The 23,958-nt window shown below is 60.3% G+C and carries 18 protein-coding genes; 16 read left to right on the top strand and 2 right to left on the bottom strand.

What is annotated here, in order from left to right; all coding sequences use genetic code 11:
- Positions 1–318 precede the first annotated feature (318 nt).
- The 7 genes from VQ575_RS03340 (at position 319) to accC (ending at position 7,621) form a co-directional block, all read left to right on the top strand.
- A complete protein-coding gene (locus tag VQ575_RS03340; protein WP_039593529.1) occupies positions 319–1,989 on the top strand; it encodes a GGDEF domain-containing response regulator in 1,671 nt (556 codons plus the stop codon).
- Between the two features lie 52 nt (positions 1,990–2,041).
- Positions 2,042–3,988, top strand: a complete 1,947-nt coding sequence (locus VQ575_RS03335; RefSeq protein WP_198724154.1) for a methyl-accepting chemotaxis protein — start codon at positions 2,042–2,044, stop codon at positions 3,986–3,988.
- A gap of 228 nt (positions 3,989–4,216) precedes the next feature.
- Entirely contained in the window at positions 4,217–4,600 is a 384-nt protein-coding gene (locus VQ575_RS03330) for a polymorphic toxin type 44 domain-containing protein (protein WP_411829924.1), read from the top strand.
- Positions 4,578–5,030 (top strand): hypothetical protein, encoded by a 453-nt coding sequence (locus tag VQ575_RS03325; protein WP_325919074.1) that lies wholly within the window; start codon positions 4,578–4,580, stop codon positions 5,028–5,030. Before VQ575_RS03330 ends, VQ575_RS03325 begins: the two co-directional genes overlap by 23 nt.
- A 252-nt stretch (positions 5,031–5,282) precedes the next feature.
- Positions 5,283–5,735, top strand: a complete 453-nt coding sequence (gene aroQ, locus VQ575_RS03320; RefSeq protein ID WP_039593526.1) for a type II 3-dehydroquinate dehydratase — start codon at positions 5,283–5,285, stop codon at positions 5,733–5,735.
- A gap of 48 nt (positions 5,736–5,783) precedes the next feature.
- Positions 5,784–6,248, top strand: coding sequence for an acetyl-CoA carboxylase biotin carboxyl carrier protein (gene accB, locus VQ575_RS03315; protein WP_039593525.1), 465 nt, complete (start codon positions 5,784–5,786; stop codon positions 6,246–6,248).
- 17 nt (positions 6,249–6,265) lie between these two features.
- The gene (accC, locus tag VQ575_RS03310) at positions 6,266–7,621 is read left to right on the top strand and encodes an acetyl-CoA carboxylase biotin carboxylase subunit (RefSeq protein WP_039593524.1); all 1,356 of its coding nucleotides are present in this window, start codon (positions 6,266–6,268) and stop codon (positions 7,619–7,621) included.
- 62 nt (positions 7,622–7,683) lie between these two features.
- Here the strand turns inward: accC and VQ575_RS03305 are convergent, their stop codons facing one another.
- On the bottom strand, positions 7,684–11,628 hold the full coding sequence (locus VQ575_RS03305; protein WP_325919072.1) for a type III effector 1: 3,945 nt from the start codon (positions 11,626–11,628) through the stop codon (positions 7,684–7,686).
- Positions 11,629–11,820: 192 nt separating this feature from the next.
- Between VQ575_RS03305 and prmA the strand changes: the two genes are divergently transcribed.
- From prmA to VQ575_RS03265, 8 genes are all read left to right on the top strand, one after another.
- On the top strand, positions 11,821–12,699 hold the full coding sequence (prmA, locus tag VQ575_RS03300; RefSeq protein WP_039593522.1) for a 50S ribosomal protein L11 methyltransferase: 879 nt from the start codon (positions 11,821–11,823) through the stop codon (positions 12,697–12,699).
- Between the two features lie 30 nt (positions 12,700–12,729).
- Complete coding sequence (locus tag VQ575_RS03295; RefSeq protein WP_325919070.1) at positions 12,730–13,953, top strand: DUF3426 domain-containing protein; 1,224 nt, start codon at positions 12,730–12,732, stop codon at positions 13,951–13,953.
- Between the two features lie 185 nt (positions 13,954–14,138).
- Entirely contained in the window at positions 14,139–15,146 is a 1,008-nt protein-coding gene (gene dusB / locus VQ575_RS03290; protein WP_039593520.1) for a tRNA dihydrouridine synthase DusB, read from the top strand.
- A complete protein-coding gene (fis, locus tag VQ575_RS03285) occupies positions 15,143–15,463 on the top strand; it encodes a DNA-binding transcriptional regulator Fis (RefSeq protein WP_007921650.1) in 321 nt (106 codons plus the stop codon). The genes dusB and fis overlap by 4 nt, the downstream gene beginning before the upstream one ends.
- An 83-nt stretch (positions 15,464–15,546) precedes the next feature.
- The gene (purH, locus tag VQ575_RS03280; protein ID WP_039593519.1) at positions 15,547–17,154 is read left to right on the top strand and encodes a bifunctional phosphoribosylaminoimidazolecarboxamide formyltransferase/IMP cyclohydrolase; all 1,608 of its coding nucleotides are present in this window, start codon (positions 15,547–15,549) and stop codon (positions 17,152–17,154) included.
- A 188-nt stretch (positions 17,155–17,342) separates the two neighbouring features.
- Complete coding sequence (purD, locus tag VQ575_RS03275) at positions 17,343–18,638, top strand: phosphoribosylamine--glycine ligase (protein ID WP_039593518.1); 1,296 nt, start codon at positions 17,343–17,345, stop codon at positions 18,636–18,638.
- A 99-nt stretch (positions 18,639–18,737) separates the two neighbouring features.
- Positions 18,738–21,509 carry a hybrid sensor histidine kinase/response regulator gene (locus VQ575_RS03270; protein WP_039593517.1) on the top strand — a complete coding sequence of 924 codons (2,772 nt, stop codon included), beginning with the start codon at positions 18,738–18,740 and terminating at the stop codon, positions 21,507–21,509.
- 62 nt (positions 21,510–21,571) lie between these two features.
- A complete protein-coding gene (locus tag VQ575_RS03265) occupies positions 21,572–22,168 on the top strand; it encodes a MarC family protein (protein WP_039593516.1) in 597 nt (198 codons plus the stop codon).
- Between the two features lie 18 nt (positions 22,169–22,186).
- On the opposite strand, the gene VQ575_RS03260 is transcribed toward VQ575_RS03265, so the two are convergent.
- Positions 22,187–23,011, bottom strand: a complete 825-nt coding sequence (locus VQ575_RS03260; RefSeq protein WP_039593515.1) for a hypothetical protein — start codon at positions 23,009–23,011, stop codon at positions 22,187–22,189.
- Between the two features lie 215 nt (positions 23,012–23,226).
- Here VQ575_RS03260 and VQ575_RS03255 point away from each other — a divergent pair, with 215 nt between their 5' ends.
- On the top strand, positions 23,227–23,874 hold the full coding sequence (locus VQ575_RS03255) for a hypothetical protein (RefSeq protein ID WP_039593514.1): 648 nt from the start codon (positions 23,227–23,229) through the stop codon (positions 23,872–23,874).
- Positions 23,875–23,958: the final 84 nt, after the last annotated feature.

Genomic DNA, 23,958 nt, shown 5'->3' with positions numbered 1-23,958 from the left:
CCAACAGAAACCTAAGGGTTTCCCTTAACCCCGCCCGCCATGAATCAGGAGCGAGCCAAATCGTCAGGCAGCCAGATGCCCAATCGAATCATGCTCATCTACACACCGAAGCGATTGGGAAAACAGTCCGTTAGCGCCCTGCAGCCCTTTATTTTCGGCTCTTTAGGCGTATCGGGCAGCCAACCAAAGACCGTACGGTCAGAAACTGAATTGCATCTCTTGGCAGTTTATTGACGTACGACACTCATGTAAGGGAAAAGAGGTGCTAGCATAGAGCCACCAGTCGACCTCAGCATGCCCCTTACTAGTAGTCAGGATATGACCGAGTCAGAAGACCCCAGCCGTGAGCGCCTCAAGCACCACTTTGCCCAGCGGGTAATTCATCAGGCTCGCCAGATCCTCGAGATATGGCAGCGCCTGCAACGCAGCGAGTGGTCGAGTAACGACCTGTCCGAGCTCAGCGAAGCCAATCTGCGCCTGCTGCGCTTTGCCGAGCGTTTCGAACAGCCCGAGCATTGCCAGCTTGCCCAAGGCATCAGCGAGTCGTTGCAGGCGGTGGATGCCAATCGCGGGCGCCTGAGCAGCCAATTGATCACCGACATCAATCGCTTGATGCAGCGCCTGTCCCGCACCGGCTTGCGCCATGGCGACCAACTCGAGCAGACCTTCCTGCCGCCGTTGCGCAAGCCCATCTACGTGATGCTGCAAGACCATGACCGCGCCGAACGGCTGGCCAAGCAATTGGAGTTCTTCGGACTCAGCGCCCATGCATTGAACAGTGTCGCGGCGTTCCGCGCCTCGATGGTCGAGCGCCTGCCCGCGGCGATCGTCATGGATGTGGATTTCAGCGGCCCTGGGGTGGGCCTGACGTTGGCGGCCCAAGCCCAGGAAGGACTCGACCAGGCCATTCCACTGCTCTTCTTCAGCCTGCTTGAAACCGATACGCCCACCCGCCTGGCGGCGGTGCGCGCCGGTGGCCAGGAGTTTCTCACCGGCACGCTCGAAGCATCGAGCCTGTTGGAAAAGATCGAAGTGCTGACCTGCGTCGCCCAGTACGAACCTTATAAAGTGCTGATCATCGATGATTCCCGCGCCCAGGCCTTGCACACCGAGCGCCTGCTCAACAGCGCCGGCATCGTCACCCGGACATTGATCGAGCCGATCCAGGCCATGGCCGAGCTGGCGGACTTCCAGCCCGACCTGATCATCCTCGACATGTACATGCCCGCCTGCACCGGCACGGAACTGGCCAAGGTGATTCGCCACAACGACCGGTATGTCAGCGTGCCGATCATCTACTTGTCCGCCGAAGACGACCTCGACAAGCAGCTCGACGCCATGAGCGAAGGCGGCGACGATTTCCTGACCAAGCCGATCAAGCCCCGGCACCTGATCACCACCGTGCGCAACCGCGCTGCCCGGGCGCGCAATCTCAAGGCGCGGATGGTGCGCGACAGCCTCACCGGTCTCTACAACCACACCCACATCCTGCAGTTGCTCGAAGACTGCAGTTTCCGCGCCCGCCGCGAAGGCAAGCCCCTGAGCTTCGCCATGCTGGACATCGACCATTTCAAGCGAGTCAATGACAGCCACGGCCACCCCATGGGCGACCGAGTCATCAAGAGCCTGGCGCTGTTTCTCAAGCAGCGCCTGCGCAAGACCGATTTCATCGGGCGCTACGGCGGTGAAGAGTTCGCCATCGTCATGCCGGACACCGACATTGACGCGGCTTGCAAGGTACTGGACGAAATCCGCCAGCGCTTCGCCGAGATCCATTACCCGGCCCAACCCCAGGATTTGTGGTGCACCTTCAGCGCCGGGGTCGTGGAAATGAGCGAAGCGTCCGACAGCCTGATGATGGCCAGCCAGGCAGATGAAGCGCTGTACCGCGCCAAGCATGCAGGACGAAACAGGGTACAGAGCGCCAGGCAATCAAAGCAAAATGCCACCTTTTCATCGGAATCCACCGATTCGGTCATAAACGTGTAACGCAAACGCAATAACTTCAGGCACTTACGATTCTGCCCTCGGTAGACCCTTGATGCGCCTGAAGCTGCTCACCAATCTCAACACCCTTCTTTTAGTTGCCGTGTGCCTTGGCCTTGGCGCGACCCTTTGGTGGTCGCAAATTGCTCTGGAGCGACCTTACCTGCTGATGGAACGTTACTTGGGCCTGTCCCGGCAGTTCCAGGGCGAAGTGGCGCGCAACATCGAGGATTACCTGGCCAGCGGCGACGCCCTGCGCCTCAGCGCGGCCACCCAAGCGCTGGAGAGCCTGCAAAAGGAGCTGGACCAGTTCCCGCCGGACCTGGCCAAGGCCCTGCGCCCCAGCCTGTCGAACCTCGACAGCTTCAGCAAGACTGATCTGCTGGCCGCCGGCAAACTGGCCGGCGATCCCCAGGCGCTGTTGCTGCAGGCAGAGCGGGAGCTGAGCGCCAGTCTCGATCAGATCGCCCAATACGCCAACGGCGCCCCGGCCTACTTGCCTCCGTTGTTTGCCGCTTCGCAGCACCTGGGCCGGTTGTCCCTGGCGCGGGACAAACTGGTCAGCAGCGGCCGCAGCGAACTGGCCGCCGATGTCGAGCGGGAACTGACGAGTATCCGCGCCCAGGCGCAGCAGCTGGATAACTTGCCACTGCTCGGCGTCACCGCCAGCAGCCAATCGGGCAGCGATGATTTTGCCGCGTTGATGGGCCTGGAAACCCAGGAAAAAACCGTCGCCGAAGACGCCGGCATCGCCCTCAAGCGCGAACTCAACAGCTTGCTCGGCCGCTACCCCGCAGAGTTGGCCCGCACCCGGGAACTGATCCAGAAGCGCACCGAGCTGAGCAGCGCCACGCATCTGAAAATTGCGGATGTGCAGAGGGCCGTCGACACATTGGAGCCGGCAGTACGCGCCCAGCATGGGCAGATCCAGGGGGAGGTTCGCTTGATCCAGGGCGTGATGATCGGCCTGATCCTGTTGATCGCGCTGCTCATCGACACCTTGCAGCGACGCCTGGCACGCACCTTGACGCATTTGGCGCCAGCCCTGTCGACCTGGGCCGAAGGGGATTTCAGCCGGGATATCCATGTGGGCGCCAGCAACCGCGAATTGCAAGACATCGAGGCCTCGCTCAATCGTCTGCGCGCTTATCTGGTGGACCTGGTGGGCACCATTCGAGTGAATGCCGAACAGGTCGCGGGGAGCAGTCGCGCCCTGGCCGAGTTGAGCGGCGAATTGCACAGCGGCGCCGAGGACCAGGCCGGCGACACCGCACTGATCCGCGACTCGCTCAGCGAACTGGAAGCGACCATCCAGCAGGTGGCCGGCGATGCCAGCCAGGCCGCGCAGGCCAGTCGCAGCGCCGGCAACGCCGTGGAGCATGGCCAACAGGTCATCGGCTTGAGTCTGGCCGGCCTCCATGCGCTGGTGGGCGAAGTGCAAGGCAATGCGCAGATGATCGAGCAACTGGCCGAGGAGTCGGCAACCATTGGCGGCGTGTTGACGGTCATTCGCTCGATTGCCGACCAGACCAACCTGCTGGCCCTCAACGCCGCCATCGAAGCCGCCCGCGCCGGAGAAATGGGCCGGGGCTTTGCGGTGGTAGCCGAGGAAGTCCGCTCCCTGGCCCAACGCACGGCCGGCGCCACCGCCGAAATCCAGACCCTGATCGCCCGCTTGCAACTGGCCGCGCGCCAATCGGTGGACGGCATGCGTGCCCAGGTCGAACATGCCGAAGCCACCGCCAGCCAGGCCCAGGCAGCCGACGGCGCATTGGATGAAATCGTCGGTGCCATCCAGACCATCGCCGACACGGCGGTCCGCATCGCCGACGTCACCGCCCAGCAAAGCGGCGCCGTCAGCGAGATTCGCGATCACAGCGAGCGGATTCATCAGCTGGGCGGCGATAACCTGCTACGCATCGGCCAAGGCCGGGAACAGGGCGATAACCTACTGGTGCTAGGTGGGCGGCTGCATACCGCTGTGCAGGCCTTTCGGGTTTAACACCCAGAAACTCTATTAACTACTGTGGCGAGGGAGCTTGCTCCCGCTCGGCTGCCCGGCAATCGTAGAACCTGCCTACTGTTTTTTCCGATACACGGTATTGAATGGTCTTGGGGCTGCTGCGCAGCCCCGATGGGGTTTGTGGCATGGAGCAGGCTACGGAAATTTGTAACGACCCTCTTCATGTTAGGCTCCCGCCCCCTCAAGAAATTGCAAAAGGAGCATGCAATGAGGGTACCTGCGTCGCCACCCGGCGTTTCTGTCGAAGAAAATATGGCAGTGGCATTTCATAAAAAAAACGTTCTGAAAGCTGGATCGGCTTTTATCTACTCGTGGTTTTACACCCAAGTCAGAAATCGCGGACCTTGGGACTACAAGCAACTATCCGCCGAATACGAAGCCTTTGGAAATTTCAACTACGGTGCCACCGGAACCGCAGCAGGCTTCAGCGAAGACGTTCTTTTACGAGCAGCAGGCCTGGCCCAGAGCCGAGCAGGATCAACCGCGGTAGAGTTCGGCACATGGTGGGGGCAAGCCCCTTTCGGCGACGATCCGGCCGATCAACGATGGATCAAGGAGGGGATAAAACATGCCAAGTTCAGAAACTACTAAAAAGCCCGCCTATCTCGCTGTGTTATGTGCATTGCTTGCCCTTGCCCTGGCTTGCATCAGTTGGCTGTGTTTCTTCCCTCGGAACATGCCCCAACTGACAGAGGTCGTCTTGCGAAAACCTTTGTCCAACGGAGCATTTATCTATGGCGTAAAGGATGATCGTGGCGGAGCAACGGTCCCTTTCAGTTATCGCTACTACGTCTATCGAACCTTGGCAGCCGACAGCGACATCCTTGCCGAGCTGAAAACCGCGACGCCATTCCTTGTCACTCGGGATGACTCAATAACCGTCGACATCCAGGAATCGACGATTACGGTGTCAGTTGATAAGGAAGTCTATGCCTACCACAGCGACACCCTCTATCGACATGCCGGGGGTGTCGACTACACACCCGTGAAGATCTATTTGCGTTCAAGTCCAACAGATTGAATGAAGGCGCGAGCTTGCTCGATAGCGGTGGGTCAGCTTGCATCGATGTTGGATGTGCAGCCGTCACCGCGAGCAAGCTCGCTCCCATAGGGTTCGGCTCCAACCGTATGACCGGATCAGGGGGCCGGGTCACAAATTTCGCGTAAACATCGGTCAACGTGCTGGCTATTGCAGAGAACTGGACAGTCATAAAGGCTTTGCGGCATAGTCTCCGGGTTCTGACACCTGCTCACAGAGAACAAGGAACAGCAGATGGCGACCCTTTTGGTCCTGCACGGACCCAACCTGAACCTGCTTGGCACGCGTGAACCGGGCGTCTACGGCGCCGTGACACTGGCCCAGATCAACCAGGACCTGGAACAGCGGGCCCGCACGGCCGGCCATCATTTGCTCTATCTGCAAAGCAATGCCGAATACGAATTGATCGACCGCATCCATGCCGCGCGAGACGAAGGCGTGGACTTCATTTTGATCAACCCAGCAGCTTTTACACACACAAGCGTCGCATTACGTGACGCGCTGCTGGCAGTGAGCATCCCATTCATCGAAGTGCATTTGTCCAACGTGCACAAACGCGAAGCTTTCCGCCATCACTCCTACTTCTCCGATGTAGCGGTGGGAGTGATCTGCGGCCTTGGCGCCAGCGGTTACCGACTGGCCCTGGAGGCCGCCCTAGAGCAGCTTGAAAAACAGGCAACAGCTTGAACAACAAGCGTTAAACGCCCCTGACCGACCCTTGGGAGTTGATGATTCATGGATATCCGTAAAGTTAAGAAACTGATCGAGTTGCTGGAAGAGTCCGGCATCGACGAGCTCGAGATCAAGGAAGGCGAAGAGTCCGTACGCATCAGCCGCCACAGCAAGACCCCGGCCCAGCAGTTCTATGCACCGGCCCCGATGCAGGCTCCAGCCGCCGCACCTGCTCCGGCAGCAGCTCCGGCCGCCGCCGCAGCGCCAGCCGCTCCTGCGGCACCCGCGCTGAACGGCACCGTTGCCCGTTCGCCAATGGTGGGCACGTTCTATCGCAAGTCTTCGCCAACCTCGCCGTCCTTCGTTGAAGTGGGCCAGACCGTGAAGAAAGGCGACACCCTGTGCATCGTCGAAGCCATGAAGATGATGAACCACATCGAAGCTGAAACCAGCGGTGTGATCGAGTCCATCCTCGTCGAAGACGGCCAGCCGGTTGAGTACGACCAACCGCTGTTCACCATCGTTTGAACCGCGGAGAGCCTTTGATGACTGCGAAGTTGGAAAAAGTTCTGATCGCTAACCGCGGTGAGATCGCCCTGCGGATTCTGCGTGCCTGCAAAGAGATGGGCATCAAGACCGTCGCCGTTTACTCCAAGGCCGACAAAGAACTGATGCACCTGGGCCTGGCGGACGAATCCGTCTGCATCGGTCCGGCGTCGGCTGCGCACTCTTACTTGCATATCCCGGCGATCATCGCCGCCGCCGAAGTGACCGGCGCCACTGCCATTCACCCTGGCTACGGTTTCCTGGCGGAAAACGCCGACTTCGCCGAACAGGTCGAGAACTCCGGTTTTGCCTTCATCGGTCCGAAAGCCGAGACCATCCGCCTGATGGGCGACAAGGTTTCGGCCAAGCACGCCATGATCGCTGCCGGCGTGCCTACCGTTCCAGGCTCCGACGGCCCGCTGCCTGAAGACGAAGAAACCGCTTTGCGCATCGGTCGTGAAGTCGGTTATCCGGTGATCATCAAGGCGGCCGGCGGCGGCGGTGGTCGTGGCATGCGCGTGGTGCACAAGGAAGAAGACCTGATTTCCTCGGCGAAACTGACCCGCTCCGAAGCAGGCGCGGCGTTCGGCAACCCGATGGTCTACCTGGAAAAATTCCTGACCAACCCGCGTCACGTCGAAGTCCAGGTATTGTCCGACGGCCAAGGCCAGGCGATTCACCTGGGCGACCGCGATTGCTCGCTGCAGCGTCGTCACCAGAAGGTCCTCGAAGAAGCGCCGGCACCGGGCATCGACGAGCAGGCTCGCCAGGAAGTCCTGGCGCGTTGCGTCAAGGCCTGTATCGACATCGGCTATCGCGGCGCCGGTACCTTCGAGTTCCTCTACGAAAACGGTCGCTTCTACTTCATCGAAATGAACACCCGTGTTCAGGTGGAGCACCCGGTTTCGGAAATGGTCACCGGTATCGACATCGTCAAGGAGATGCTCAGCATCGCCGCCGGCAACAAGCTGTCGTTCACACAGGATGACGTCGTCATCCGCGGTCACTCGCTGGAGTGCCGGATCAACGCCGAAGATCCGAAGACCTTCATGCCAAGCCCTGGTACGGTCAAGCATTTCCATGCACCGGGTGGCAATGGCGTTCGCGTCGATTCGCACCTGTACAGCGGTTATGCGGTTCCGCCGAACTACGACTCGTTGATCGGCAAGCTGATCACCTACGGGGCGACGCGTGACGAAGCCATGGCGCGCATGCGCAATGCGCTGGATGAGATCGTCGTAGACGGGATCAAGACCAACATCCCGCTGCACCGCGACCTCGTCCGTGACGAAGGCTTCTGCAAAGGCGGCGTCAATATCCACTACCTGGAACACAAGCTGGGCAACCAGCACTGATGTTTCAAGTGGATTAAAAAAGACCCCGGCCCAATTGGCCGGGGTCTTTTTTTGCCTCGCAATCAGCTCAGCACAACCATGGAGAACTCGTTCAAGGCAAGCTGTGCCGCCGTCGCCGGCCTGCCCTGCAGGGTGCGAACGGCCCCGTTGGCGGTTGCCATCAACGGCTCGCTGCGCACGCGCTTCATGAATTTACGCGCCCGCACCGATACCGGATCGGTGCCAAGCCTGGCCCTCGCCAGCACGGGCGTGTAGTAGCGCTCGACCAGATCCTGTGAAGTCTTGAACACGGAAGTGACTCCCGTGCGCAAATCGAGTGCAACACCATAGGTGTTGCCGAAGCAGGAAGAGTACGACCAATGATCCCAGGTAGGCTGCAGGCCTTGGCGCCGCATCATCAGCCTGACCGGTTCGCCGATGTCCGTTCCCGTCAACCAGTCGCCCCCCACCAAGGTAGCGCGAATGTTCCTGGCTGCCCCCCCCAGGCGCTGCTTCACCTCGCGAATACTGCGTTCGATCAGCGCGCGGATATTGTGATCGAAATGAATCACCGCCCCCATCCGAGTGGCCGGGTTGTACAACGAAGCGACCACGCATGTCTGCGCGTTAAGCGAGAACAGGTAGTTGTCCGCCGCTGCCTCGCTGAACCTTGCCACTACGGCTTCACCCTGGAGCGCTCCCCTTGTCACATCCGGGGAAACATGCCCTGGGAACGCCTCACGCAAATCCCTCACTCGCCCCAGGTTGCGCACCTCATCGCTCCCCCCTCTCAGGCCAACCGGGTTGTGTACCCACTTGCCCTCCGCCACCCGGCGTATGGGAAGCTTGTAAAACGCACCGGGACGGCGAGCGTCCACCAGGCACAAACCGTCGAAATAAGCATCCTTCCTGACTTGGTAATACTTGCCCGCGTTTTTTATGTAGTAGGTGCTTTGCGGTTGCGTGGCACTGGGAGGACTGCGATAGGTGCCATGGAAAATACTGTCGTCGGTCACCAATTGCAGGTCGTCAGGCGTTTTCCTGACTGCCTGGCTTGGCTTGAAACGCAGGCCCCTGACGGCCGGCCCGCTTTCCTTGACGGCAACCGTGGTCACGTTTCTCAAGCGCTGGGCAGCCAACGACATAGGCCTGACGAGCAGATTCAGCCCCTTGATGGCCCATCCGAGCGACTTGGCGACCATCCATGGCCCCAGCGTGGCGAACAGCGCCCCCCAAGACACGGCCAGCCAGTGGCCGAGTGCTTCCTGCGTATCGCCTTGCCTGTGCGCGTCGATTGCCTGCGTGGAGGTCATGCCGATAAACATGACGTCCAGCAGCAGCGCAAAGGGAGGGTAGACCATGCAGACGGGAGCAGCCGCGAACAGCAGCCCTTTGACGATCTGATGCTTGATCACCTCCGCACGGCTGGTGGTGATGGCTTGCACATCGGTGATCGCACGCTCGATGTACATATCGTATTGCGCGCTGATATCAACGACCCGGTTCAGCTCGCGCACCCCATCCACACGAATGCTTCCGGCCGCCAGAGCGTTCAGCGATTTGCGCACGGCGTCACGCGCGGTCAGCGCGACTCGCTCCAACACGTAGCCATGCAGCTGTGTCACCACGCTTGCGGTGAATTCAACGTATCGGCGAAAGGCGGTACCGTCAGGCGCATCAGGCGTATACAACCAGTAAGCACTCCGGGAAGCAAAATAAGCGAAAACGTACACCCCCAACACAACATGACCGCCGACGGTGAAATTCATCACGCCTTCGCTCGCCACCAGGTTTGTGGAATGCACACGCCTGCGCCCAGGCACCCAGCGGCTCAGCAGCGTGACTTGCCGTGCAAGCCATTGGTATTCGTCGTCGCTCAACACCGACTGGCCATAGACGATTCGCAAGTCACGATCCATCCGTGTCAGCAGCATGTAGCGAAAGGCATCGCGGCGCCTGGTGTACTCTGGAGCCCGGCTATCCAGAAACTTGCTGCGGATTTCCCTGGCGTACTGGTCGCCCAGGTAGGCCTGTCGAATATAACTTCCCAGATCGGCGCTGCGGACCTGCCCCAGATCCTGCCCAATCGAGGAACGCACCCCTTTGGCAGGGTGGTCGATACCTGAATTGTCGTCATACCCATAGATAGCCAAGTCCAGCAGACTGGCGACCTTCATGTCATTTCCCAGCCCCGGGCGGTAATCGATAAGGACCGTTGCAGGATCTACCGGCTCTTCCACGCCCTTGCTACGCATATAAGGTGCAATCGCCTGCGTGACAGTACGCTTGGCAAAGTCCATGAAGACTTCGTAACCCTCAAGCTGCTCGTTGAAAACCTTCTGATGAACCAGGAACTCCTGGTTCAGGCCGCGGATCATTTGCCGACTGGCAAGCGGCAAAGCGCGATACCAGGCAGGCGAATCACTCAACTCCACCTGCAACAGGTTGTTTGCCAGCCCTGCCAGCACGGCGGCCTCCAGACAAGCCCTGAAGCCGCGTACTGGCCCCCTGGGATCCCGGCCAAGATCCCAATGAGTCGGCTTGTGCATCACACCGATAAAATATTCCCGCGCCTTCCCACGATCAGCCGGAGAGAGCTGCTGCAACAGGTATTCGCGACCCACTTCGCTTTCGATCCAAAGCCCCATTTCGGCGCTCACGGCACGAAGCGAAGGCAACTTGATCCACTCCTGGCCATCCGGTTTGCCGGGGGCATACAGCAGCAAGTCGCTGGCGTCACCCGGGCTATGTTCACGGTAGAACAGCAAGAGATCAGCACAGCGCATCGCATTGGGCAGTACGACATCGCAGACTTGCCGGATGCCGTCTTCTTGCGAGGACTGGCGGACCTCCTCGTAGTCGGCGTTGGTGATCTGGCCGGCGCAACGCGCAACAAACGCACCGTGTCGCAATCGCGTGCCGAACCAATCGAGCATGGCCATTTTCAAGTCCACGCGGTCATAGCGACTTGAAAGCGCCGGCCAATATTCGACTGAAACGTCCAGGCCCGACAGCAATCGTGCGACGAATTCGGGCGCAAGCGCCTGGTTGCGCAACATGCCGCCGTTCTCGACCAGGCGCACCGATATGACGTCCGGCCGAACTGGGCCCGCCGCTACCAACTCGGTCAAAGTGTAGGTTTGCAAGGGGCGACCCACTACGGTTTGCCACTGCAACTGCACCCGAACGCTGTCAGGTTCGACGTCCATGTCCAATTCATGCCTGACGTAATCCTTGACCAAGTGCCGGGCGAAGTCTTTCAGCGAGCCCAGGCCATCGAGTAACTCATCAACCCGGGCCTGCGCCTCGGCAACCTGCTCCTGGAGAACTTCCAGCCGCTTACGTTCCGCGTCGCCCAGCCCCCGCAGCCAGTCCGGCAACTGCGAGCGCGCCAATGCGTCCAGCGCCTGGCGCTCTTGCGCCGTAGCCAACTCGGCCAGTTGGCTCATCCGACGCCAGCCATCCTGGAGCGTTTCGATTTTCCCACGCAGCGCCGCGACATCCCGCCCCACCAGTTGCCCGGGCTGCAAAGCGCTTTCGACCGCCGCCAGATGCTTATCCAGTTTCTGCTGGATAAGTCTTTCAAGCGAAGCGTCGAGCCCGACTGCTTCCCAATGTCGTCGCAGATAATCCTGGTAATGCCGAACGAAACTCGAGGCGGTACCTTCCACCACCTGGGCAACGGCATCCCGACGCTCGGCCGAAAAGCCCTGGTCGGCTCCGCCTGGCCAGCGATAAGGCGCATCCTGCTGCTCGTCATAAGCCATGAGGGCTTGATCTATCGTGCGCTGCAGCACCGCCTCAAGCAGCGCGCCGATAAAATATGAGTCGACATTGCCCTCGCTATAGTACGTGCGCAACTCGACCAGCAAATACTGCTCCAGTATTTCCAGAAGGGTCATCTGGGCCTGCAGTCGCGAGTCGATTGCAGACTGCCAACGCATCAACCTCTCCAGAATCGCCTGGGGCGTGGACGTTGCCGCTGCTTCGCCGTCCTTGTTTCGCTTCGACTCGGTGATGGTGTCCATACACATCTTTCCTCGTGGTGTGGGACCGGCACCTTATCGACGTCGCGACACACCGATGTCATACATATATATATGGAAACACCACGGTCAGACGCGCCTGACTCGCTTATCCACTTTGACGGCGACCTGGCGTACACTGCGCGCCTTTGCAGCCCCACGCTGCTCCCTGTCGATTTTTCAAAGGTGCCCGCCATGCCTTGGCTGCAAGTACGCCTGGCCATCAGCCCGGAACAAGCCGAAACCTACGAAGACGCTTTTCTCGAAGTAGGTGCCGTATCGGTGACTTTCATGGACGCCGAAGACCAGCCGATCTTCGAGCCCGAGCTCAATACCACTCCCCTGTGGTCCCACACCCATTTGCTGGCGCTGTTCGAAGGTGGCACCGAGGCGGCCAGCGTGCTCGCCCATCTGGAGCTGCTGACTGGCAGCCCGTTGCCCGAACATCACAGCGAGGTGATTGAAGATCAGGATTGGGAACGCAGTTGGATGGATAATTTCCAGCCGATGCGTTTCGGCCAGCGCCTGTGGATCGTGCCAAGCTGGCATGCCGCGCCGGAACCGGACGCGGTGAACCTGCTGCTGGACCCGGGCCTGGCCTTCGGCACCGGGACTCACCCCACCACCGCGCTGTGCCTGGAATGGCTGGACGGCCAGGACCTCAAGGGCTGCAATGTGCTCGACTTCGGCTGTGGCTCGGGGATCCTGGCCATTGCTGCCCTGCTGCTGGGCGCCAAGGAAGCGGTCGGCACCGACATCGATGTCCAGGCCCTGGAAGCGTCCCGCGACAACGCCGGGCGCAACAACATTGCCGACGAGCTTTTCCCGTTGTACTTGCCCCAGGATCTGCCGAAGGTACAGGCCGATGTGTTGGTCGCGAACATCCTGGCCGGTCCGCTGGTGTCCTTGGCGCCACAGCTGTCGAGCCTGGTCAAGCCGGGCGGACGCCTGGCGTTGTCGGGCATCCTCGCCGAACAGGGCGAAGAAGTCGCTGCCGCCTACTCCGCGGATTTCGACCTGGACCCAATCGCCAATCGCGATGGCTGGGTGCGCATCAGCGGACGTCGGCGCTAGAATGACCGCCTGTATCGACCGGATTGCCGCATGACCGACAGCTTCGTCACCCAGTGCCCGCATTGTCACACCAGTTTTCGCGTCAGCCATGCTCAATTGAGCGTGGCACGCGGGGTGGTTCGTTGCGGCTCGTGCCTGCAAGTGTTCAATGCCGCGAAGCAATTGCTGGAGCAGCGCGCCTCCAGAGACGTCGCGCCTCCCACGACTTCCCCGATGAAACCGGCGGTCGAAGCACCACGGGCAATCAGCCAGAAACAATGGACCGCCGCCGAGCTGGACCTCGATGACCTGGACAAGGAACTGGCTCGCCTGGAACGGCGCGACAAACGGGCTCCGGACACCTTTGGACGGCGTCGCGAAGACAACCTGAGCGCCCAGCGCGAGCATCCTGCGAGCGAGCAGGAGCCGTGGGCTGACAGCCTGTACAGCGAGTCTCCCACCGAGCGTGCCGAGGCCGTCATCCAATCCTCGCTGGAACCGTTCGAGCCCCACGAACCAGCCCGACCACCGCGGACCGAGCCATCCTTGTCCCTCGCCCTCGAGCCGCTGGAACCGGAGGATGAGTCCGTCGCCCCGCTGAGCCTCGCGCCGGATGACGAACCCCACGAACACCTTGAGCGCCTGTCCGCCACAGACGACCTGGACGATGAACCGGAGCCGCTGGCGGCGTCGCGCAAGAAACGCGAGCGCCATGAGCCCGGCATACGCGCCGAAGTACTCCAGGACCTTGACGACGACCCATTGCAACTGGACTGGCGCAAACGCCGTTCGCCCTGGGGGCGGCGCTTGCTCTGGAGCCTGTTGGTATTGCTCGGCGCCGCCGCCCTGGCCGGCCAGTACATCGCCTATCATTTCGAGGAACTGGCCCGCCAGGACCAGTATCGCCCGTGGTTCCTGCAGATCTGCCCCGTCATTGGCTGCGACGTCCCCTCCAAGGTCGACATCGCCAAGATCAAGAGCAGCAACCTGGTAGTGCGCAGCCATCCGGAATTCAGCGGCGCCCTGGTGGTGGACGCGATCATCTACAACCGTGCGCCCTTCTCCCAGCCTTTTCCGCTGCTGGAGCTGCGTTTTGCCGACCTCAACGGGCACCTGATCGCCAGCCGTCGCTTCAAGCCCGGGGAATACCTGGGCGGCGATCTCGAGGGCCGCGGCGAAATGCCGCCGCAGACGCCCATCCACATCGCGCTGGATATCCTGGACCCAGGTTCCAAGGCGGTGAACTACAGCCTGAGCTTCCATTCCCCCGAATGAACCCGGCCAGGGTCGGCCGATTGACGGCAGCTTTCTGACTGACCACACCCAGACCAAACCGCTGGCGATAACAAAATAGCTGTTCAGATTTTATCCAATTCGATCTTTATCCAGTCATCGAGAGCGGGTATCATGCCAACCCTTTTTCGAAGTCTCATGATCCGGCCCCACTTCAGGGAAGTCCTATGTCGGCGGTACGCATCGGCCCATATACATTGCAGAACGGCCTGGTTCTCGCCCCTATGGCGGGCGTCACCGACCAGCCCTTTCGTCAGTTGTGCAAACGATTGGGCGCAGGACTGGTGGTGTCGGAAATGGTTACCAGCGACATGAGTTTGTGGAACACCCGCAAATCGCGCCTGCGCATGATCCACGAAGGTGATCCCGAGCCCCGCTCGGTACAGATCGCCGGTGGTGATGCACAGATGCTGGCGGAGGCGGCCCGGGCGAACGTCGAGTTAGGGGCGCAGATCATCGACATCAACATGGGCTGCCCGGCGAAGAAGGTCTGCAACAAGGCCGCGGGCTCGGCGCTGTTGAAGGACGAAGCGCTGGTCACCGAGATCCTGCAGGCGGTTGTCGCCGCGGTTGATGTGCCGGTGACCCTGAAGATCCGTACCGGGTGGGACCGGGACAACAAGAACGGCCTGACGGTGGCGAAGATCGCCGAACAGGCAGGCATTACGGCGCTGGCGGTCCATGGCCGTACCCGTGCAGACCTGTATACCGGCGAGGCCGAGTACGACACCATAGCCGCGATCAAGCAGGCGGTGTCCATTCCGGTCTTTGCCAACGGCGATATCGACTCGCCCGAAAAGGCCCGGTACGTACTGGACGCGACCGGGGCCGACGGCCTGTTGATCGGCCGGGCCGCCCAGGGGCGGCCATGGATTTTTCGTGAAATCGAACACTACCTGCGCACCGGTGAAAAACTCGCTGCGCCGTTGTTGTCCGAGGTGGAACGTATTCTGCTAGAGCATCTGGCCGCGCTGCATGCCTTCTATGGTGAAGTCATGGGCGTACGCATCGCTCGCAAGCATGTGGGCTGGTATCTCGCAACCCTGCCGGGCGCCAGGGAGTTTCGCGCCCGTTTCAATCGTTTGGATGGTACGCAAGCACAATGCGCCGACGTTCAGGCGTTCTTCGCCGAACGTTACAAGAGCCTGACAGGGGACGAAGGGGTGGCCGCATGACGATGATGACCGAGACTTTAGTGAGTGGAACAGCACCCGTGAGCGACAACGTGAATTTGAAACAGCACCTCAATACGCCCAGCGAAGAAGGCCAGACCCTTCGCGGGAGCGTCGAGAAGGCGCTGCACAATTATTTCGCCCACCTTGAGGGCGCTGCCGTCACGGATGTGTACAACCTGGTGCTCTCCGAAGTCGAGGCGCCTCTGCTCGAAAGCGTGATGAACTACGTCAAGGGCAACCAGACCAAGGCCAGCGAGTTGCTGGGCCTGAATCGCGGCACCCTGCGCAAGAAACTCAAGCAGTACGACTTGCTTTAAGCATTCAATCAAACCAGAAAGGCGCCCGCGTAAAAAACGGTCGCCTTTTTTGCTGACTTCCCTTGCTTTTGATGGAACTTGAAATGACCGACCAGACCACCCGCCTGCCGATCCGCCGCGCCTTGATCAGCGTTTCCGACAAGACCGGGATCCTCGAATTCGCCCGCGAGCTGCAACAGCTGGGCGTCGAGATTCTCTCCACCGGTGGGACCTTCAAGCTGCTGCAGGACAACGGTATCGCCGCAGTGGAAGTCGCGGACTACACCGGTTTTGCGGAAATGATGGACGGTCGCGTCAAGACCCTGCACCCAAAGATCCACGGCGGGATCCTGGGCCGTCGCGGCATCGACGACGCCATCATGAATGAGCACGGCATCAAGCCGATCGACCTGGTGGCGGTCAACCTCTACCCGTTCGAAGCCACCATCAACAAGCCTGGCTGCGACCTGCCAACCGCCATCGAGAACATCGACATCGGCGGTCCGACCATGGTCCGTTCTGCGGCCAAGAACCATAAGGACGTGGCGATCGTGGTCAACGCCAGCGATTACGCCAGCGTGCTGGAAAACCTCAAGGCCGGTGGCCTGACCTACGCCCAGCGTTTCGACCTGATGCTCAAGGCCTTCGAACACACCGCTGCCTATGACGGCATGATCGCCAACTACATGGGCACCGTGAACCAGGCCGCCGACACCTTGAGTACGGAAGGCCGCAGCGAATTCCCGCGCACCTTCAACACCCAATTCATCAAGGCCCAGGAAATGCGCTACGGTGAGAACCCGCACCAGAGCGCGGCGTTCTACGTGGAAGCCAAGCCTGCCGAAGTCGGCATCGCCACCGCCACCCAGTTGCAAGGCAAGGAACTGTCGTTCAACAACGTGGCCGACACCGACGCCGCGCTGGAGTGCGTGAAGAGCTTCGTCAAGCCAGCCTGCGTGATCGTCAAGCACGCCAACCCGTGCGGCGTGGCTGTGAGCCCGGACGCCGAAGGCGGCATCCGCCAGGCCTACGAACTGGCCTACGCCACCGACACCGAGTCGGCCTTCGGCGGCATTATCGCCTTCAACCGTGAACTGGACGCCGAGACCGCCAAGGCCATCGTCGAGCGCCAGTTCGTCGAAGTGATCATCGCCCCTTCGGTCAGCGAAGAAGCCCGTGCCATCGTCGCCGCCAAGGCCAACGTGCGCCTGCTGGCCTGCGGCCAATGGTCGGCCGACCGTGCGCCGGCCTGGGACTACAAGCGCGTCAATGGCGGCCTGCTGGTCCAGAGCCGGGACATCGGCATGATCGGCAGCGAAGACCTGAAAGTGGTGACCCAGCGCGCCCCGAGCGAGCAGGAAATCAATGACCTGATCTTCGCCTGGAAAGTCGCCAAGTACGTCAAGTCCAACGCCATCGTCTATGCCAAGAACCGCCAGACCATCGGTGTCGGCGCCGGCCAGATGAGCCGAGTGAATTCGGCCCGCATCGCCGCCATCAAGGCTGAACACGCCGGCTTGCAGGTACAGGGCGCGGTCATGGCTTCCGACGCGTTCTTCCCGTTCCGCGACGGTATCGACAATGCTGCGAAGGTTGGCATCACTGCGGTGATCCAGCCGGGTGGTTCGATGCGTGACGCTGAAGTGATTGCTGCGGCTGATGAAGCCGGCATCGCGATGGTGTTCACCGGCATGCGTCACTTCCGTCACTAACAAGGCAACGGCCGTACTGAAGCCGGCATCTGCTGCGTTGGGGCCGACCTCGATGATGCTCATTGCCAAAAGGCAACTCCGCTCACCGAGGTCCACTCTGCCTTGCATCTACCGGCTTCATTGCGACCTCCTACGGCGCATGACGCCCTAGGCTCCAAACAGAATCAGCGTCATCCGAGGTTTTTGAAATGAATGTTTTGATCATTGGCAGCGGTGGCCGTGAACACGCCCTGGCCTGGAAAGTAGCTCAGGATCCGCGCGTGCAGAAGGTGTTTGTCGCACCGGGCAATGCTGGCACCGCCATCGAAGCCAAATGCGAAAACGTTGCGATCGACGTGCTGGCCTTGGAACAACTGGCCGATTTCGCCGAAAAAAACGTCTCGCTGACCATCGTCGGTCCGGAAGTACCGCTGGTCGCCGGCGTGGTCGATCTGTTCCGGACTCGCGGCCTGGATTGCTTCGGCCCGACCGCCGGTGCTGCGCAGCTGGAAGGTTCGAAAGCCTTCACCAAGGATTTCCTGGCGCGTCACAAGATCCCGACCGCCGACTACCAGAACTTCACCGAAATCGAACCGGCCCTGGCGTACCTGCGCGAAAAAGGCGCACCGATCGTGATCAAGGCGGACGGCCTGGCCGCCGGTAAAGGCGTGATCGTTGCCATGACCCTGGCCGAGGCAGAAGAGGCCGTGCGCGACATGCTCGCCGGCAATGCCTTCGGTGATGCCGGTTCCCGCGTCGTGATCGAAGAATTCCTCGACGGCGAGGAAGCCAGCTTCATCGTCATGGTCGACGGAAAGAACGTCCTGCCGATGGCAACCAGCCAAGACCACAAGCGTGTCGGCGATGGCGACAGCGGCCCGAACACCGGCGGCATGGGCGCTTACTCCCCAGCGCCAGTGGTCACGGCCGAGGTACACCAGCGCGTGATGGACCAGGTCATCTGGCCGACCGTGCGCGGCATGGCCGAGGAAGGCAACGTCTACACTGGTTTCCTCTATGCTGGCTTGATGATTGACAAGGCTGGTAACCCAAAAGTCATCGAATTCAACTGCCGTTTCGGCGATCCTGAGACCCAGCCGGTGATGCTGCGCCTGCAATCGAGCCTGGTGCTGCTGGTCGAAGCCGCCCTGGCGCAGGCGCTGGATAAGGTTGAAGCTCAATGGGACCCGCGTCCGAGCGTCGGCGTCGTGCTGGCCGCTGGTGGTTATCCGGGCGACTACGCCAAAGGCCGTGCGATCAACGGCCTGGAAGCAGCCGCCCAACTGGAAGGCAAGGTTTTCCACGCCGGTACGGCACTCAAGGACGGCCAGGTCGTGACTGCCGGTGGTCGGGTGCTGTGCGCCACGGCCATGGGCATCAGCGTTGATGCCGCTCAGCAGCAGGCCTACAAGCTTGCCGCGCAGATTGATTGGGAAGGCTGTTTCTACCGCAAGGACATTGGCTACCGTGCCATTGCCCGCGAACGTGGCGAAAACCTGGAATAACCCTGCCATTCAGACAGGCAGGAGCCCAGGGCTCTTGCCTGTCTGCTCGGGCGCCGCGCATAGTTATAATCTGGCATCAACCTACGAAGGGATTTCGCCGTGCGCTGGCTCAGGATTGCCATAAGCTTGACCGTTACCCTGCTGACGCTGCTCTGCGTGCCGGCCCAGGCGGCGCCCGGCAGTGGCTGGGCGGTTTTGCTCGACGAACAGGGCGACCTGAAGCTGAGCGACATCCGCTCTGCACGCTATACCAACCAGTTCAGCCCCATTGATCTGGACCACCTCAAGGCAGCCGAACCTGGTGGTGCCCTGTGGCTGCGCTTCCGGCTTTCCCCCGACCGGCATGAACAGATCCTGCGTGTCTTCGCGCCTGATCTATCGCGCCTGAATCTCTATGTATTGGATGGCGACACTCTCGTCGGCCAACAAGTCAGCGGCAACGCCATGCCGCATACCGAACCCATGGTGCCGAGCAGCGATTTCATGCTGCCCTTGCCGCGCAGCGATAAATCGCTGGACGTCTACCTGAGATTGGCATCGCGCTACGAGCTGCGCCCCTATGTCACCTTGCAGCCGGCCGTCCTGGCGGCAGCCAACCAGAACCAGACGCTGGTCTATGGGCTGTTGTTCGGCTGCATCGCCATGCTGATCCTGCACAACCTCACCCGCTACGCCTATACCCGATCACGCAGTTGCCTGTGGCTCGCCGCCTGCGAAGGGTTGCTGATGCTCAGCCTGATATTGCTGCTGAACCTCGCGGGGGCCTGGCTGCCTGATTGGCCGGCAATCCAGACGCCGGGGGCCTACCTGGCCCTGTTGCTGACGGCGCCCTGCGGGCTGATGTTTGCCTATCGTTACTTCGCGCCGCTGGGACCGCACCCGCTGAACCGGCTTCTGCTGGGCGAAATAGTCTTCATCATGCTGTGTAGCCTGTTGCTGCTGTTCGTCAACACGCTGCCACTCAATATCATGACCTACGCCTTGGTGGCCCTGGCTGGCCTGAGCATGCTGTTCGTCAGCGCCTGGCACTGGCAGAAGGGCTACCGCCCGGCACGGTTGTTCGTCGCCGCCATGGTGGTGTTCAACCTGGGTACGCTGATCATCCTTCCGGCCCTGCAGGGGCTGACCGAAGTCGCGCCCCAAGGGCTGATCGTCACGTTGCTGGTCATTATCTGCATCAGTGGCCTGCTGATGAGCATCGCATTGGGCGAACGTCAGCGGTCGATCAATGAAAATCGCTTCAGCGTCAGCCGCGACCTAGCCGCGAGCAACGCCGAGATCAACGCCAAGGCCGAATTCCTGGCCAAGATCAGCCATGAGATCCGCACGCCGATGAATGGTGTGCTGGGCATGACCGAGCTGTTGCTAGGCACGCCGCTATCGGTCAAGCAGCGCGACTACGTGCAGACGATCCACAGCGCCGGCAACGAACTGCTAACGTTGATCAATGAGATTCTCGACATTTCCCGGCTCGAATCCGGGCAAATCGAGCTCGATGATGTGCAGTTCGACCTCAATGCGTTGATCGAGGACTGCCTGAGCATTTTCCGCGCCAAGGCCGAACAGCAGAACGTCGAGCTGATCAGTTTCATCCAGCCCCAGGTTCCTCGAGTCATCAGCGGCGATCCGACGCGCCTGCGCCAGGCACTGTTGAGCCTGTTGGAAAACGCCCTGAAGAAAACCGACGAAGGCGAGGTGCTGATCGTCGTCGCCCTCGACGAACGCAGCGACCAGCCACGCCTGCGCATCGCGGTACAGGACAGCGGGTCGCCCATGGATGCCGAAGAACGCGATACGCTGATGCATGCCGAGCTGCACAGCAAGAATGTTCTGTCCGCCACGCGCCTGGGTGGCAACCTGGGGCTGCTCATTGCCCGGCAACTGATCATGCTGATGCACGGCGAGTTCGGCATCAAGAGCGGCAGCAGCCAAGGCAGCACCTTGTGGCTGACCTTGCCGCTGGACCCGGACCGCCTCGAACATCCGACCGCAGACCTCGATAGCCCCCTGCAAGGCGCACGGGTGCTGGTGGTCGACGACAACGACACCTGCCGCAAAGTCCTCGTGCAGCAATGCAGCGCCTGGGGCTTGAACGTCAGCGCCGTGCCGTCGGGCAAGGAAGCCTTGGCGCTGCTGCGCACCAAGGCTCACTTGCGCGACTATTTCGACGTGGTGCTGCTGGACCAGAACATGCCTGGCATGACGGGAATGCAGCTGGCAGCCAAGATCAAGGAAGATCCGAGCCTGAACCACGACATCCTGTTGATCATGCTGACCGGCATCAGCAACGCACCGAGCAAGATCGTGGCGCGAAACAGCGGCGTCAAGCGCATCCTCGCCAAACCGGTGGCGGGCTATACGCTCAAGACGACCCTGGCGGACGAACTGAACCAGCGCAACAAAGGCCAGGCGCCGAACCTGCCGGTCAATGCCGGCCCTCCCACTCCCGTGCAGGTTCCCAGCGATTTCCGGATCCTGGTGGCTGAGGACAACACCATTTCCACCAAGGTCATCCGCGGCATGCTCGGCAAGCTCAACCTGCAACCCGACACCGCCAGCAACGGCGAGGAAGCCCTCAAAGCCATGAAAGAACAGCGCTACGACCTGGTCTTGATGGACTGCGAGATGCCGATCCTCGATGGATTCTCCGCCACCCAACAGCTGCGTGCCTGGGAAGTCGGTAACCAGCGCACCCGTACGCCAGTGGTGGCGCTCACGGCGCATATCCTGGCCGAACACAAGGAACGCGCCCGCCAGGCCGGAATGGACGGGCACATGGCCAAGCCCGTGGAACTGTCGCAGTTGCGCGAGCTGATTGAACACTGGGTGGCCCAGCGCGATCAGCAGAACCGCACGGCACAAACCTCCTGAGCCGACAGGCGCCGAAACGCCTGATAGACTCCCGTCGTGTTCCTCCTTTCTCGAGTCTTGCCATGCTCCATGTGCTGTTCAGCGTTTACCTGAAGATGCTGGTGCTCTACAGCCCCTTCTTTGTCCTGTCGTGTTTTATCAGCCTGACTCGCGGCTACTCACGCAAGGAACAACGTCGACTGGCCTGGAAGGTGGCGACCGCAACGCTGGTGTCCAGCGTATTGCTGTACTTGTTCGGAAGAGTGATTTTCAGCGTGTTCGGCATCACGGTAGATGCGTTCCGTATCGGCGCTGGCAGCGTGCTGTTCATTTCGGCGCTGGGCATGGCCCAAGGCAAATCCGCCGTACAGACCGATAACGTGCAGCAGGACGTGACCATCGTCCCGCTGACGATTCCATTGACCGTCGGCCCCGGCACCATCGGGGCCCTGCTGGTGATGGGCGTGAGCCAGCCGCACTGGGACGACAAACTCATGGCCATCATCAGCATCGCCCTGGCCAGCTTCACCGTTGGCGTCGTGCTTTACCTGTCCAGCCGTATCGAACGGATTCTTGGCGACCAGGGCTTGCAGATTGTCAGCCGCTTGATGGGACTGTTCGTCTGTGCGTTGGCAGCGCAGATCATCTTTACCGGGGTGAAAGGCTACCTGGCGCCGTGACCCTGGCCAGTATTGAACTCAGGCATGCTTGCGACGACTGAAACGCTTGCTCAAGACTTCCCGACGATGTACGCCCAGGTATTCTTCGATTTCCTGCCGGTAGTCCTCGTAACGTGCCGGATTGAAGGTCACGAACGATTTGCCACGGAAGATCTCCCGCGCCGAAGCGCGCCAGTTTACGAAGAGCACGCCACCGTTACTGGAGGACCCGGTCTGTTTGACCGAGCTGGAGGACGCAATCAGAATACCGTTGGACAGTTGTTCGCAAGGAATGACGGATAGACGTGCGCCATCGGCCGCCTTGGCCTGGGTGCCGAACAGATTGAGGGTTTCCTTGTCCTGCTTCAAACCATCGATCGTGGTATTGACCACGGAACCCAGCACTGTCGCCGCGGGGATACTGGCTTTCACGCCGTCGACGATCCCTTTGACGATATCGCTGATCACCAGGTCCATATCCACCTGCAGGGAACTCTCGGAATAGCGGGAGTAACCGTCATCGGCGACGAAACAGCCGAGGTCCTGCAGGCAGCGAATGAAGGCGTCATACCATCCGCGGGTGTTTTTGCCACCGGGCACTTCGAAGTTGGCTTCCATGATCGCCATGGTCATCAGGTTTTCCATGATTGCCATGTTATTGAGCGACATGCCTTGGCCGTAGCCCACCAGTGCATCCCCCAGCATCAGCGCATCCATCTCTTTGGTTGGGTTGTCTTGTAGCGACTGTACCGCCGACCTGCGCATGCGCCGCATAGTCGAAGCCAACGCCTTGCGCCTGTTGATACGTGCACTCACCAGCTCAACGCTCTGTTCAACACTTACGTTACTTTCTAAAATTTCCATGATGCTTCCTTTATTAGATAAACGACCGCTCCTGCGGACAACTCAGAATCTAATTTATCGAACTAGGAATTAACATTGAAAACTAAATACAATATATGTAGCGCAGCCATTCCAAAACAACACATTCAGAGGCCAATAAAAGTTTCAACAGACTTGAATATCCTCACCGCAGCTGTATTCATATAACCTTCTACAACAGCAGACGGATGATTACCATGGACGAACAACCCTTAACCGGACTGGTGACAGGCCCGAATCTTTTTTCATATATCGGCGCGCCTCTTCAGCAAGACCACGACGACATCGCCGATTGCAATAACATAGCCACCGGCTCGGCCGATCTCGGTTATCACCGCTACGCCGATCCCAAGGGCTGGTTCGAGGAGTATGTGCGCACCCTTAATTTCCTGGGCTGGTCGCTGTACCACGACTCTATCTACACAACCACCCAGCATATGGTCTCGGGCTCCGTGGCGGATTTTCTGGTGGAGAGTGCCCAAGGCATGCGTGACTCATCACAGGCCAATGCGATGATCGATACGCTGGATACGCTGAAAACCAGCGAGGCGGCCATGCTGTCGCTGGACACGCAAACCCGCGAGGGCGAGTCATTTCAAATTGTTCCGGCGCGCTACGATTCACGGGGCAATCTGGTTATAGCCTTGTACAAGTTAGAACTGAGCGTCAGCACAAGAAAGCACGGCTTCTTGTTCTGGGAGTGGACAAAGAACTCTGCCAGCATTACCCAGCGAAAGGCATATTTGAAGTTGGACAGAAACGAGCTGGACAAGCGAAGAGCGCTTATCCGAAAGAAGCTGGATACACACGTCATGAGGCGTTTTGCCCTGCGAAAGAACGCTTGATCAAACTTGATTCGAAGCTATTACTTTCACCCGATGGGAGGCGGCGCAATAGATATAAAAGCCAATAGACCTATGATCAAGGGT

Source organism: Pseudomonas frederiksbergensis, from assembly GCF_035751725.1.
In the GTDB taxonomy this organism is placed as follows: Bacteria; Pseudomonadota; Gammaproteobacteria; order Pseudomonadales; family Pseudomonadaceae; genus Aquipseudomonas; species Aquipseudomonas frederiksbergensis_A.
This window is presented reverse-complemented; position numbering and strand designations above follow the sequence as displayed.